General features: G+C 66.7%; 13 protein-coding genes. 6 read left to right on the top strand and 7 right to left on the bottom strand.

The features are described from left to right. Window positions 1-83: 83 nt before the first annotated feature. The 3 genes from rpe to AC6RIC_RS11460 are packed head-to-tail and all read right to left on the bottom strand — an operon-like array spanning window position 84 to window position 2503. Window positions 84-767 carry a ribulose-phosphate 3-epimerase gene (rpe, locus tag AC6RIC_RS11470; protein WP_499736268.1) on the bottom strand — a complete coding sequence of 228 codons (684 nt, stop codon included), beginning with the start codon at window positions 765-767 and terminating at the stop codon, window positions 84-86. Between the two features lie 36 nt (window positions 768-803). Further along, complete coding sequence (locus AC6RIC_RS11465; RefSeq protein WP_499736267.1) at window positions 804-1487, bottom strand: glutathione S-transferase family protein; 684 nt, start codon at window positions 1485-1487, stop codon at window positions 804-806. 44 nt (window positions 1488-1531) lie between these two features. Continuing rightward, the gene (locus tag AC6RIC_RS11460; protein ID WP_499736266.1) at window positions 1532-2503 is read right to left on the bottom strand and encodes a hypothetical protein; all 972 of its coding nucleotides are present in this window, start codon (window positions 2501-2503) and stop codon (window positions 1532-1534) included. 264 nt (window positions 2504-2767) lie between these two features. On the opposite strand from AC6RIC_RS11460, the gene AC6RIC_RS11455 reads away from it, so the two are divergent. Together AC6RIC_RS11455 and AC6RIC_RS11450 are read left to right on the top strand one after the other, a co-directional pair. After that, entirely contained in the window at window positions 2768-4018 is a 1251-nt protein-coding gene (locus AC6RIC_RS11455) for an NAD(P)/FAD-dependent oxidoreductase (RefSeq protein ID WP_499736265.1), read from the top strand. Window positions 4019-4310: 292 nt separating this feature from the next. Then, window positions 4311-5450, top strand: a complete 1140-nt coding sequence (locus AC6RIC_RS11450; protein ID WP_454656399.1) for a dipeptidase — start codon at window positions 4311-4313, stop codon at window positions 5448-5450. A gap of 146 nt (window positions 5451-5596) precedes the next feature. On the opposite strand, the gene AC6RIC_RS11445 is transcribed toward AC6RIC_RS11450, so the two are convergent. Next, complete coding sequence (locus tag AC6RIC_RS11445) at window positions 5597-6097, bottom strand: Clp protease N-terminal domain-containing protein (protein WP_499736264.1); 501 nt, start codon at window positions 6095-6097, stop codon at window positions 5597-5599. A gap of 10 nt (window positions 6098-6107) precedes the next feature. Further along, window positions 6108-6329 carry a hypothetical protein gene (locus AC6RIC_RS11440; protein WP_454656397.1) on the bottom strand — a complete coding sequence of 74 codons (222 nt, stop codon included), beginning with the start codon at window positions 6327-6329 and terminating at the stop codon, window positions 6108-6110. Between the two features lie 188 nt (window positions 6330-6517). Here AC6RIC_RS11440 and AC6RIC_RS11435 point away from each other — a divergent pair, with 188 nt between their 5' ends. Next, on the top strand, window positions 6518-7345 hold the full coding sequence (locus AC6RIC_RS11435) for an RNA methyltransferase (RefSeq protein WP_499736263.1): 828 nt from the start codon (window positions 6518-6520) through the stop codon (window positions 7343-7345). Window positions 7346-7402: 57 nt separating this feature from the next. Here AC6RIC_RS11435 and AC6RIC_RS11430 read toward each other — a convergent pair whose 3' ends face one another. Continuing rightward, a complete protein-coding gene (locus AC6RIC_RS11430; protein WP_499736262.1) occupies window positions 7403-9673 on the bottom strand; it encodes a TonB-dependent hemoglobin/transferrin/lactoferrin family receptor in 2271 nt (756 codons plus the stop codon). 387 nt (window positions 9674-10060) lie between these two features. On the opposite strand from AC6RIC_RS11430, the gene AC6RIC_RS11425 reads away from it, so the two are divergent. Continuing rightward, window positions 10061-11338 carry a flavin monoamine oxidase family protein gene (locus AC6RIC_RS11425; RefSeq protein WP_499736261.1) on the top strand — a complete coding sequence of 426 codons (1278 nt, stop codon included), beginning with the start codon at window positions 10061-10063 and terminating at the stop codon, window positions 11336-11338. Here the strand turns inward: AC6RIC_RS11425 and AC6RIC_RS11420 are convergent. After that, complete coding sequence (locus AC6RIC_RS11420; protein ID WP_499736260.1) at window positions 11319-12281, bottom strand: bifunctional helix-turn-helix transcriptional regulator/GNAT family N-acetyltransferase; 963 nt, start codon at window positions 12279-12281, stop codon at window positions 11319-11321. The genes AC6RIC_RS11425 and AC6RIC_RS11420 overlap by 20 nt on opposite strands. Before the next feature lie 135 nt (window positions 12282-12416). On the opposite strand from AC6RIC_RS11420, the gene murI reads away from it, so the two are divergent. Together murI and AC6RIC_RS11410 are read left to right on the top strand one after the other, a co-directional pair. Continuing rightward, entirely contained in the window at window positions 12417-13283 is an 867-nt protein-coding gene (murI, locus tag AC6RIC_RS11415) for a glutamate racemase (protein ID WP_499736259.1), read from the top strand. A gap of 64 nt (window positions 13284-13347) precedes the next feature. Next, window positions 13348-13584 carry a hypothetical protein gene (locus AC6RIC_RS11410; RefSeq protein WP_499736258.1) on the top strand — a complete coding sequence of 79 codons (237 nt, stop codon included), beginning with the start codon at window positions 13348-13350 and terminating at the stop codon, window positions 13582-13584. The last annotated feature ends 122 nt before the right edge of the window (window positions 13585-13706 follow it).

Raw genomic sequence — 13706 nt, 5'->3', positions numbered from 1 at the left:
CAGACCCGGGATCCATGCCTGAACCGTTCCGGAATGGATCCCGGGTCTCCCTACGGTCGCCCGGGATGACGGCGGATTAGAAACTACACCCACGACCCGCGCGCGGCTTCGGCCGCCTTGCGGATCGCTTCGATATTGCCGGCATAGGCCGAAGGCCCGCCCTTGAACACGGCGGAGCCGGCGACCAGCGTATCGGCGCCGGCCTTCACGACCAGCGGCGCGGTCTCGGGCGTCACCCCGCCATCGATCTCGATGGAGATCGGCCGGTCGCCAACCAGCGCCTTCACCTGCGCAACCTTCTCGACCACCGAGCGGATGAAGCTCTGCCCGCCGAAACCGGGATTGACGGTCATGAGCAGGATGAGATCGACATCCTGGATCAGCGCCTCGGCCGCGCTCGCCGGCGTACCGGGGTTCAGCACGATGCCGGCCTGCTTCCCTTGCGCCTTGATCGCCTGCAGCGTGCGGTGCGGATGCGGGCCCGCCTCGACATGGAAGGAGATCAGGTCGGCGCCGGCCTTGGCGAAGGCTTCGACATAGGGGTCGACGGGCGCGATCATCAGATGCACGTCGAAGAACTTCTGGGTGTGCGGGCGGATCGCCTTCAGCACATCGGGGCCGAAGGTGATGTTCGGCACGAAATGCCCGTCCATCACGTCGCAATGGATCCAGTCGGCACCAGCGGCATCGACAGCGCGCACGTCCTCGCCGAGCTGGGCGAAATCGGCCGAGAGGATCGAGGGGGCGATGCGGATGGGATGGGTCATGGCCGGGGGTTTAGCTCCGGCAGCCGTTTATCGCAATCAGGCGGAGCGCAGTTTCACCGGAAAGGACAGCCTGCGGTCCGCTTCCGCCGTCTCCGCCACCACCTGCGCGAAGGCCGGGCGCAACTTCAGGCGCGCATACCACTCCGCCAGCCCCGGATAGCCGTCGAGCGACGGCCCGCCAAGGCGGCGGATGAAGAGCATGCTCATGAAGAGCGCGATATCGGCCACCGAAAGCCGGCCGCCGAAGAATGGGCGCCCGGCCAGCTTCTGCTCCAGCACGTCGTAATGGCGCAGCAGCCCCTCCTCGGCGATCAGCGCGTCGGCCTCCTGGGCGATGCGGCGGTCGCGATCCGGCGAGGGCGGCTCCGTGCGGTGCATCAGCGGCTTCAGGGCCTGGAACAGGATCTCGTCGCCATAGAGCTCATCGAGCCGGCAGCGCGCGCGCTCGACCGGCGTGTCCGGCATCAGCTTTGGCTCGGGATAGGCTTCGTCGAGATATTCGTTGATCACGGTGGAATCGTAGAGGACGAGCCCGCAATCGGTCAGCACCGGCACCTGTCGCTTGGGATTGAGCGCCAGCACTTCCGGATGCCGCGGGTCGTAACCCGTCGTCTGGTTGAACGGCACCACGACACGCTGGAAGGCGAGGCCCTTCTCGGCCAGCGCGATCTCGACCTTGCGTGAGAACAGGCTTAACGGCCCGGAATAGAGGGTGATCATGGCGCGGCTCTCCTGCGACGGGAAAAGCCTCGCAAGCCCCAGCGTCAACGCCCGTCAGCAGCCTCCCGGCGTCGAATCCCGGCGGCAATCCCGCTGAGCAGCCAGGGCAGCAGGTAGATCGGGAACTGCGCCAGCGCGAAATAGAGAAAGGTCGTCGGCGAGACCCCGGCTCCCAGCGCCGCGACCAGCAGGCCCATGTTCCGCTGCCCGGTGCCGTAGCCGATCATGAAGCGTTCGGAGGCCGGCAGGAGCCGCAATACCAGCCAGCTCGACACCAACCCCGCCGCCGAGACCGCGAAGACGCATCCCAGCACGAACAGGACGAGCCTGGGATTGTCGAGCGCGGCCTTGGTCACGCCGTCCATCGCGGCGATCGCGAAGATGAAGTACATCAGCACGCCGAAGCCATCGAGATTGGCCTTCATCGCCTTGATGCGCGCCAGCCCGAGCCAGAACCGGACCGCGGCCGCGACCGCCATGCCGCCGCCGATGAAGATCAGGAGGCGCAGCGTCAGCGCCCAGCGGTCGAGCGGCACGGCGGCGCCTGCCAGCAATTCGACCAGGATCGGCGCAACGATCGGGCTGACGATCGTGGTCAGGATGACGCTGGCGATGATCAGCGAGGGCTCGAAACCGTAGAGGATCGCGACCGCCGGTGAGGACATGATCGGCGGGGCCGCGCCCATAATCGCGAGCCCGAGCACGATACCGGGATCGAGGTTTTCGCGCCCGACCAGCAGCAGCGCCCCGCCGATCAGCAGCACCGGCCCGGCGATGAGCCAGAGGCAGCTTGCAGCAAGCTTGGCCGGTTTCCGGAACAGCCCGAGCGTCACGCCCATGTCGAGCCGCATGAACACGACCGTGGTGAAGCAGAAGATCGTGATCGGCAGCGCCGGACGCGCCATCGCCGAGAATTGCGGCAGCGCCAGGCCGAGGAAGATCGAGAGCGCGAAGCCTTGCGTGCCATGGCGGCCAAGCCACGCGAGCGCGGCAGCGAGGAAGGCGGCGGGATTCATCGGCTTGGGCTCTGGAATCGCTGTCGAAACAGACGCACACTGACTGACGGCGCGCGCAGCGTCACCTGCCGGCGAAGCAAGCCGGTCCTGCGCCGGCATAAAATTGCGCCCTATCCCGACTATGAAACCCTACCGCAGACCATCTCGGGGAGTAGGCGCAGAAATTGCGAAAGATCACCCCATTCCGCGCAAAATCCGGTCGCGCCGCTGACAAGCCGGCGCAAACCGGTATCCTTGCGGGAAAAGGGTTGGCAGGAGCAGGTCATGAAGGTGGATACGATCGTTCTCGGCGCCGGTGTCGTCGGCATTTCGGTCGCGCTTCATCTCCAGAAGGCTGGGCGCGCCACCTTGCTGGTCGACCGTCGCGCTCCGGGCGAGGAAACCAGCTATGGCAATGCCGGCCTGATCCAGCGCGAGGGCGTCTACCCCTACGGCTTCCCGCATGATTTCGGCGCGCTCTTCCGCTATGCGATGAACAACACGATCGACGCGTCCTACCATTGGAGCGCGATCCCGAAGCTCGCCCCCTTCCTGTTCTCGTACTGGATGCATTCGCGCGCCTCCCAGCACGAGGCGATCGCGCATAAATACGCCAAGCTGATCGAGCATTGCGTCACCGAGCATGACGCGCTCGCGCAGGAGGCCGGCGCCACCAATCTGTTGCGCCGCGACGGCTGGATGAAGGTGTTCCGCACCGAGAAGGAGCGCGACACCCGCCTCGCCGAGGCCGCCCGCTGGAACCGCGAATTCGGCCTGAACTACCGCGCGCTCGATATGGCCACCCTCAAGGCCGAGGAGCCGCATCTCGACCATGGCAGCCTGATCGGCGGCCTGCACTGGACCGATCCGACGACGGTCGTCGACCCGCTCGGCCTGTCCAAGGCCTATGTCGCGCTGTTCGAGAAGCTTGGCGGCAAGCTCGCCATCGGCAATGCCGGCACGCTCCAGCAGAACGGCGCCGGCTGGACCGTCACCCTCGCCGGCGGCACCACGGCCGAGGCCAAGGATGTCGTCGTCGCGCTCGGCCCCTGGGCGGACGTGCTCAGCAACAAGCTCGGCTATCGCCTGCCGCTGGCGGTCAAGCGCGGCTATCACATGCATTACAAGCCGCAGGGCAACGCCGTGCTCAACCACCCGGTACTCGACACCGAGCGCGGCTATTTCCTCGCGCCGATGCTGCAGGGCATCCGCCTGACCACCGGCGCCGAGTTCGCCGACCGTGATGCTCCGAAGACCCCGGTCCAGTTGGCCCGCGCCGAGCCGATCGCCAAGCAGCTCTTCCCGCTCGGCGAGCGCGTCGACGCCGAGCCCTGGCTCGGCCGCCGCCCCTGCACACCCGACATGATGCCGATCATCGGCCCGGCGCCGAAGCACAAGGGCCTGTGGTTCTCCTTCGGCCACGCCCATCACGGCCTGACGCTCGCCGCCGTCACCGGCCGCATGATCGCGGAGATGGTGACGGGCCAGAAGGTCTTCGTCGATCCGGCGCCGTTCGCGCCGGCGCGTTTCACCTGAGACGCCGCCTGCTGAAAGGCGCCTGCTGAAAGGCGCTGTCATCCCGTGCGCGCTGCGGCATGCAATGCCGCTGCGCAGACACGGGACCGCCACCCGGAAAAGGCGCCTTCTCGTCGGGCGATCCCGCATCTGCGCAGCAACACTATCGTGCCGCATCGCGTGCGGGATGACACCTTTGCGCGCGGGATGACACGGTAGCGCCTGCGGGATGACCGACCTGCGTCCTGCCCCCTCGCCTCATGGCCCGCACCCTGCCACGATCCGCCTCCCGATTCCCGACCGAGACCTCGCCATGGCCCTCGCCAAACCGCCCGTCCAGGATAATGCCTACGCCGCCGCGCTCGCCCTGCTCGATCGCGTGCCGCTGATCGACGGCCACAACGACCTGCCCTATGTCATGCGCAAGGACGCCAAGGCGAAGGGCGACGTCGCCGCCTATGGCCTCGACAAGGTCCATGCCGAGGGCGACACCGACATCCCGCGCATGCAGGCCGGCAAGATGGCGGCGCAGTTCTTCGCGGCCTATGTCCCGCCGAAGCAGCCCAATCCCGCCGGCTTCGCGCTCGCCCAGATCGCGCTGATGCGCGGCATCCTCAAGCGTCATGCCGACGCGTTCCGTCCGGGTCTTTCCGCGGCGGATGTCGAGGCCGCCAAGGCCGAGGGGCGCATCGCCCTGTTCATGACCATCGAAAACGGCTCTGCCGTTGACGGCGAACTCGACTCGCTCGACGCCTATTACGATCTCGGCGTGCGCCTGATGACGCTCTGCCACAACGACACCACCGACTGGTGCGATTCCGCCACCGACGCCCCGCGCCATAATGGCCTCACCGGCTTCGGCAAGGACGTGCTGCGCCGGATGAACAAGCTCGGCATGGTGATCGACCTCGCCCATGTCTCGCCCAAGGTGATGCATGACGCGCTCGACGTCTCCAGCGCCCCGCTGGTCTGGTCGCATTCGAACGCCTTCACGCTCTGCGACCACCCGCGCAACGTCCCCGACGACGTGCTCGACCGCGTCGCCGGCAATGGCGGCGTCGTGATGGCGACCTTTGTGCCGGACTTCATCAGCCAGGCCTCGCGCGACTGGCACCGTCCGGCCAAGGACCAGTACGGCAAGACGCCTGAAGGCATGGATTACGCGAAGGTCGAGGCCGAGATCGAGCGCAAGTCCGGCCCGCGCCCGAAGGCGACGCTGCCGGAATATTGCGACCATGTCGAATACCTCGCCAAACGCATCGGCCACGACCATGTCGGCATCGGCTCGGACTTCTTCGGCTGGGTCAATCCGGACGGGCTCGAGGACACCACGACCTTCCCGTCGGTGATCGCGGAGCTGATCCGCCGCGGCTGGTCCGAGGAGAACCTCACCAAGCTCGCCGGCGGCAACACGCTGCGCGTGCTCCGCGCCGTCGAGCAGGCGGCGGGGTAGTTCGAGCGGGATTCTCCGCCGGCACATCCGGCCGGCCTGGCTGCTGCCCGCGCGGGAACGCACGGGCAGCCGCAAATTTCCTTTTTCCGGGGCGCAGATGAGTCTTGCCCCGGCCCTGATGCGCTACGGCCCGAAAGCGCTGGCGGTCAGCGAACGCTTGTCCCGACGATCGCGTCGGCGCTTGACTTCAGGATGGCGGGATCGACACCGAGCGCACGCAGCGCCCGAGGCGCCACGCCCTGCGGCAGGCCCGCCACGATGCTGACGACATGAGCGCCGAGCAAGGGCGCATGATCTCTCCGGGTTTGCGCCAGTTCCTGCATGATGGCCTGGCCGGACGGTGCGGCCTGGTAGGCACCAGGATTTGCTGACAGGGGCATTTCATCCGGCGCATTCCCCGTCAGGCCGATCGACCGAAGGGCATCGCCATATTGCCGTTCGATCGCGGCCTTCAGCGCGTCGGGTTCCGCCCCTGCCCGCTCGAAGGCGAGACGGGCCGTGCCGTCCGGCAGATCGAGCGCGGCCAGCAGAAAATGCTCAGCCCCCGGCTCTCGCTGCTGATCGTGCAAGGCATGGGCTTCCGCCCGCTCGCAGAGGCGCTTGATCGTGCTCATGTCGTCGAGCTTCGCTCTGATGCGTTTGAACATCGCATTCTCCCTAGGCGGAGCCGTCATCCGCGGCCACATCCGAAAGCCGTTTATGGGCGGCCTGCTTGGTGACCCCGAGGGCCAGGGCAATCCGCGACCACGACCAGCCTTGCCGCAGGGCCGAGCGCACCGCCGCGCGCTCGATCCTGTCCGCCAGGCGGCGCAAGGCCACAACGGCCGCCAGGGCTTCCTCGGGATCGGTCGGGATGGCGATGTTGCGCAGGTCATCCATCCGTCAACCTTAGTTGACATATGCCTGATCGTCAACAAAAGCTGACGGCGAGGCTCTCGCCCGCCCTGACAGAGCGCAGCGCCCGAGCCTCTCGTCACCCGCGGGCTCGCCATGAGAACCGGCTTGCCGTATGGCGTCCCCGGCGGCCCGTTCGGAGGCTGCACCAAGATCATACGAAGCGAATTTCCATGACCGGTTCCGGCACTGACCGCACCCGCCCGGCCGTCCAGGCCCCCGCCCCGATCGTCATCCTGGTCGAGCCTCAGCTCGCCGAGAATATCGGCATGTGCGCCCGCGCCATGGCGAATTTCGGCCTCTCCGAGATGCGCCTTGTCGCCCCGCGCGACGGCTGGCCGAGCGGCGGCGGCCTCAAGAAGGGCGCGACGGCCGCCGCCTCCGGCGCAACGCATATCCTCGAGAACGCGCGGCTCTTCGACAGCGCGGCGGAGGCCATCGCCGATCTCAACCATGTCCTGGCGACCACGGCCCGCGAACGTGGCCAGATGAAGCGCGTGCTCACCCCGGCCGAGGCCATGCCCGAGGTCGCCGGCCGGATCGGTTCCGGCGAGCGCGTCGGCATCCTGTTCGGGCGCGAACGTATCGGCCTGACCAACGAGGAGATCAGCCTCGCCGACGCGATCCTGACCTTCCCGGTCAATCCCGCCTTCGCCTCGCTGAACCTCGCCCAGGCCGTGCTGCTCAACGGCTACGAATGGTTCAAGACGACGGGTGGCGAGCCACCCTTCCGCGAGAATAACCCCTCGCCGCCGGCCAAGCGCGAGATGATCCTGTCGATGTTCGACTATCTCGAGGGCGAGCTCGATCTCTGCGGCTTCTTCCCGGCCGGCAAGAAGCCGGTGATGACTGCGAACCTGCGCGACATCCTGCACCGGCTCGACATGACCGAGCAGGAAGCCCGGACGCTGCGTGGCGTCTTCAAGTCGCTGGTCGAGGGCCCGAAGAAGGCGCGTCTCCTGGCCCGGCAGGCGGATGAGGCAGACGGCTCCGAAGGATAAAAAAAAGCCGGCCCCGAAGGGCCGGCTCGTCTGGTCGGGGGGTCTCGAAACGCCCGGTCAGAATTGGTACTTCAACGTCGCCTTCACGGTGCGGCCCGGCTCGCTGTAATAGTCGCGGGCCTGCGCCAGCACGCCCGTCGGCACCGTCACGGCATCCCAGTATTTCCGATCGAAGATATTGTAGACGCCGACCTGCAATTCAAGGTCCGCGATCTGCGGCATCGGCCGCCACCAGCCCATCGCGTTGAAGATCGCGTAGCCCGGCGCCTGGAAGCCCTGTGTCGTGCCGGTCGTGGCGACGCTCTTGCGGGCACCGGCCAGCTTCGTCGACAGCTCGCCGCCCCAGTTCTCGTTGCCATAGGCAATGGCGAGGATGCCCTGCACCGGCGGGATCGAGTTGAGACCGATGCCGGTGACCTTGTTCTTGCCGTCCGTATAGGCGAAGGAGCCGCGCACCAGCCAGTTCGGCGCGAAAGCGTACTGCATGTTGGCCTCGACGCCGGAAATCTCGACGCGCGCCACGTTCTGGTAGCTGGTGATACCACCCTGCGGATAGAGAACGCTGTCTCTGGCAGCGACGACCTGCACCGTTTCGATGAAGTTGCGGTAGTTCGTGTGGAAATAGGTCACCGAGCCGCCGAACGCCTTGTCGCCGAAGCGGAAGCCGACATCGATGCCGTTGCTGGTTTCCGGTCGCAGTTCGGGATTGCCGCTACGCAGATAGGTGCCGACAGCGCCGAAATTCGCATAGAGTTCGCTGGCGGTCGGTGCCCGGAAGCCCTTTGACCATTGCGCGAACAGCGTCACGTCCTTGATGTAAGGCGCGTTCTTGACGATGTCGTATTCCAGCCGGACGCGCGGCGACCAGGCGTCGTCGCTGGACGCGGCAGGCGTCCCCGCGAAGGATGAGCTCGCGACATAGGCCGCCGTCGCCTTCGGCTTTTCCTCATACCGGTCGAAGCGGACACCCGGCGTCAGGCGCAGCGTATCGTTGAGGAAGCCGAGCTGATGATGGGCGTAGAACCCCATCATGTTGCCCTCGACGCGCGGCGTGTCGGACTGGTTCGTGTGCAGGTTGTTGCAGGCGGTGAACGCGCCCGTATAGGGGCGGCGGCAGCTGTCCAGTCCCGCCGAATACTGGTCGAGCGTCGATGCACGCAGCTCCGTGCCGAGCGTCAGCCTGTGCGAGACGGGGCCGGTGATGAAGCTCTTGATCAGGTGGCCGTTGAAGCCGAAGGACTTCTCCTCGACCTCGTTGTTGCGGGCATAGGGACCAACCACGCTCGTATGGCGGTAGGCGTTGAGGATCGAGTTCCGCGTGACGCCCTGCCAGTAGAGATTGGCATGGGCCTCGTCGATGAACCCGCCCGGCTGCTTGTAGTCATAGGTCAGCGAAACGCGCTTGCGCTCCACATCCTCCTGGGTCTGGTGCGCGCCGGGGCGGTAGTTTCCGGTGAGCGAGACCGCGCTCGTCCGCGTTTGGATCTTCTCGTCACGCTTGAAGATCTCGCCGGTCAGCCCGAAGCGATGCGCCTCGTTCACGTATTGATGGACCTTGGCGAGGAAGCTGTACTGATTGAAATCGGCCGGGTTCGGCTCGGTACGGGTCGCGCCGATCGTCGGATTCGAGCCGCGGCTATCGGTCTCGTGCCCCTTCCGGAAGCCACCCTGCAACAGCACCCAGGTATTGTGGAACCGACCGGCGACCGCGCCGCTGCCGAAGACGGCCTTGTCGGTCGTGTCGAACCCGGTCTTTGCGAGACCGCCGATCGTCTTGCCGGGACGGATCAGGTCTTCCGGATCGAGGGTGCGCACGGCCAGCGCGCCGCCGAGCGAGCCTGAACCCAGCGTGCTGCTGCCGCTGCCGCCGCGCAGGAGGTCAAGTGTCGACAGCGCGTCGAAATCGAAGGCCGTGCCGATGCTGCGGTCGATCCGGTTATCCTGGATGAAGGGCTGGCGGATACCGTCGACCGTGGTCAGCACGCGCGCGCCGTCCAGGCCACGGATGTTCACCGAGCCGTTCACCCGATTAAAGCTGATGCCGGCCTCGAGTCGCTGCGACAGCTCCGAAATGCTCTGGATCTGCTGGCGGTCGAGCTCCGCGCGCGTCGTGCGCGTCGTCGTCGGTCCGCCGAGCAGCGCGCCGCCAGGCTGCCCCTCGCCCTGAACATTGATCTGGTCGAGAACGACCGGAGCCTCCGCAGCCTGCACCACTGGCGCGGTGCGCGTGCGGCCTTGCTGCTGCGCGATGGCGGGCGAAGCCAGCAGAACCACGATCAAAGCGCCGAGCGCGACACCTTCGCGCAATGTGCCGGAATACGTCCCCATGGCCTGGCCCGTCCTTCTGAGCGCCGCGACCGAAGCCGCGCGCCTCAATAGTTTTAAATTAGTACAAACAAGTTCTTATCTGCCTAGATAAGACAATTATCGGATACCGATCGACTCAATAACTGTCAATTGCCTACATATCGAAGGAAACATCCCGATACAGAAAGATAACAGCAGTAGAATTTATCTAAACAACAATATTTGATCACCTCATTCCAAATTGGATCTCTGCGACCTATGGCCCGCCGGCTCCCGATCTCGTGATCGCCTCCTGCCTCTCGCCCGCCAGCTTCCGGTTGCAATGCAACTGCTGGGCTCCAACATGCGGGGCATCAAGGGACTTCAGAGATGCTCGACCGCCGGACGATCTTGACGGGAACAGGCTCCATGGCCGCGAGCTTTGCTGTCGCCGGCCATGCGCGTGCCGCCACGGATACCGACGTCATCGTGATCGGCGCCGGTGCCGCCGGCATCGCCGCCGCGCAGGCCCTGCGTGCTGCCGGGCGGCAGGCCGTCGTGCTCGAAGCGCGTCGCCGCATCGGCGGGCGCGCCTTCACCGACGCCTCGCTTGGCCCCGCCTATGATGCGGGCGCCATGTTCATCCATTGGGCCGAGCGCAATCCCTGGGTCCAGATCGCTCGCGACCTCGACATCGCCACACCCGCCGAATCCTGGGGAACCGGCTTCAAGGTCTTCGCCGATGGCCGGCCGATGGCCGAGCCGGAACGCAACCGCCGCCGGAGCGCCTTCCGCCAGATCGACCGCCGGCTGGAAACGGTCGATCTTAGCCAACGAGACATGTCGATCGCCGAATTGCTGGGGGATCTCGGCCCGGAGCTGGCGCCCGTCGCGGCTTCCGGCCTGCTGCTCTCGATCGGCGAGGAATCAAGCCGCATTTCCGCCCGCGATTACCAGCGCCTGTGGTCGGGGGATGATCTCATCGTTCCCTCCGGCTACGGCAAGCTCGTCGAGCGCTCGGCCGCGGGGCTCGATATCCGCCTTGGCGAGCCGGTCGAGACGGTCCGCTGGGATGGGCCGGGCGTCACCGTCACCACCCGCTCCGGAACATTACGCGCCAATGCCTGCATCGTCACGGTGCCGGTCGGCGTACTGAAAGCCGGCACGATCCGCTTCATCCCGGAGCTGCCGGCAGCGACGCGCGACGCCCTCGGCGGCCTGCATATGGGCGCGCTCACCAAGATCGCGCTCAAGGTCGAGGGCGATCGCTTCGGCATCGCGCCGGGCACGAGCTTCCTCGAAGCGGCAGCGCCGGAACGCCTGATGAATCTCGACATGTTCCCGGGCGGCCAGGACATCGTCATCGGCTATTGCGGCGGCGACTATGCCCGCAAGCTCTCCGAGGCCGGCACCGACGAGGCCCGCGCCCATCTCGTCGACCTGCTGGTGAAGATGGTCGGCGCCGATTTCCGCAAGACGGTGAAGGACATCTCCTTCCCGGCCTGGTGGACCGACCCTTACGCCCGCGGCTCCTACTCGATCTGCGACCCCGGCCACGAGGCGGCGCGCGAGGCCCTTGCCCGGCCGATCGGCAACCGCCTCTTCATCGCCGGCGAGGCGACGGCTGGGGGCGGCGCCATGACGGTCGGCGGCGCGACGCTTGCCGGCCGCGCTGCGGCAGCGGCGATTACTCGCCTGAAGGCCTGACGCGTCGGCCGGCGCTCTGCCGGAGCATCAGCTCCCAGTTCTGGCCGACAAGGTCCTGGCCGAAGGAATGGTGCTTTTCCTCCGCCACCAGCTTGAACCCCTCGCCGACATAGATGCCGCGCGCCGCATGCAGGATGTCGTTGGTCCAGAGCACCATGCGCTGATAGCCGGCGTCGCGTGCGAAGCCGACCGCCTCGCGGACAAGGCGCTTGCCGAGCCCCAGCCCATGCGCCCGCTTCTCGACCAGTACGAGCCTGAGCTTCGCGGTCCCCTCGTCCTCCTGCACGACGAAGGCCGAGCCCACGGGCAGGCCATCCAGCTCGGCGATGAAGCAGCGCTCGCGGCCCGGCTTGAACTCGCGCAGGAACTTTGCGGCGATCTCCGCGACGAGCGCCTCGAAGGAGATGTCCCAACCGTAATCCTCGGCATAGAGCCGGCCATGGGCGCCGATGACCCAGCCCATGTCGCCGGCGCGATGCTCGCGAATGACGGGGGCCGGACGCTCGCGCGCATCTCCGGCGAGAAGGCGCTCCGTATCGGCGAGCGCCTCGACGAGGCGAACCTGTTCGAACGGCGCCAGGCGCTGCAGAATCGCCCCGGCCTGCGCGCTGGAAGCCCGATCCAAAGGTTGGAAAGCCGCCCTGCCCTTTTCCGTCAAACGCAGGCGCAAGGCACGCCCATCGGCGGCCGAACGAGTGCGTTCGAGCCAGCCCTGCCCGGTAAAGCGCTTGAGGATGCGCGAAAGATAAGCCGGATCGAGATCGAGCACCCTGGCCATCTCGCCCGCCTGCCAGTCGTCGTGCTGCGCCAGTTCGTAGAGCACGCGCGCCTCGGCGAGCGCGAGGCCCGAGCCGTGCAGGCTGCCGCCAAGCGCTCCCACCCAGCGGGTATGGAAGCGGTTGAAGCGACGGATCGCGGCGACGGCGGTCTCATTGGCTTCCATGGCACACCTCCACCTGGAAGCGAAGCGATTTAGTGGACGGAGTCAACTAAATTCGAGACAGTCACTGAACGGGCCGTTGACCCTCCCTTAACCGGTCTCTGGCGGAGTCGCGCTTTGACGTCCTGCGGCACTCTCATGCAAGTCGACCTCCTCGCCGGCACGGGCCACCGCCCCTTCGCGATCCCCCGCCCCCGGCCCACCGTCCTCGTTTTCGATTCCGGCCTCGGCGGCCTCACGGTGCTCGGGCGCACGACGCAGGCCTGCCCCGGCTCCCATATCGTCTATGCCGCCGATGATGCCGGTTTTCCCTATGGCCGGCTGAGCGAGGACGAGCTCGTCATCCGGGTCCTCGTCGTGATGGAACGCCTCATTGCGCGCTTCCATCCCGATCTCGTCGTCATCGCCTGCAACACCGCCTCGACGCTGGTTCTGCCGGCCCTGCGAGCGCGCTTCGCCATCCCCTTCGTCGGCACGGTGCCCGCGATCAAGCCGGCCGCAGCGGCGACCCGCAGCGGCATGATCTCGGTCCTCGCCACGCCCGGCACCGTGGCGCGCGACTACACCCGCGAACTGATCGAGACCTACGCGGCCAGCCACCGTGTCACGCTGGTCGGCGCGACGCGGCTTGCCGGTCTCGCCGAGCAGGCATTGAAAGGCGAGACCGTCGACGACGCGGTCCTCGCCGCCGAGATCGCGCCCTGCTTCGTCGAGGCGGATGGCCGCCGCACCGATGTCGTCACCCTCTCCTGCACGCATTATCCCTTGCTGCTGGAGCGGATGAAGCGAATCGCGCCCTGGCCGGTCGAATGGATCGATCCGGCCCCCGCGATCGCCCGCCGCGTCGCCGATCTGTTGTCCGGCGCCCGCGAACCTGATCTTGCCTGCCCGGAGGCCACGGCCGTCTTCACCAACGGCTCCGGCCTCACCGGCCCCTTGCGGATCGCGCTCGCCGGCTACGGCCTGGCGCAGATCGTCGTCGAGCCGATGCCGTTGGCGAACTGAGGGAACCGGGCTCCGCTCCGAGACGTTCCACATGGCGGCGACCACCGCAGAAGGAGCCAGGTCCATGAGAAAGCTGCTGTTGCTGCTGGCGCTTGCCGTCGGATTCGCCTTCGCCGGCACCGGTACGAGTACGGAAGCGCAGGCCAAGCCCCATGGCTGGCACAAGGGCCATGGACATCACGGCGCCTATCGCCATGGTCCGCGCCGGCATTACGGCTGGAATCGCGGCCATCATTATGGGTGGTACAAGCATCGCCCGCGCCGCTACTATGATTATCGGCCCTATGGCTATTGGCGCTGAATTCGGCTTTTCGTCGTCCCGGAATTGACTCGAAGCCGGCTTTCCGTCATACGCCCTCTCGTCACGCGGCTCCTCACGGGGCCGCGTGGCTTTTTCCGCACCCGTGATCCGCTCTTCTTCGG

This window comes from Allobosea sp. TBD101 (assembly GCF_059817965.1).
The sequence above is the reverse complement of the archived record's forward strand: the minus strand, read 5'-3'. Positions and strand labels throughout refer to the sequence as shown.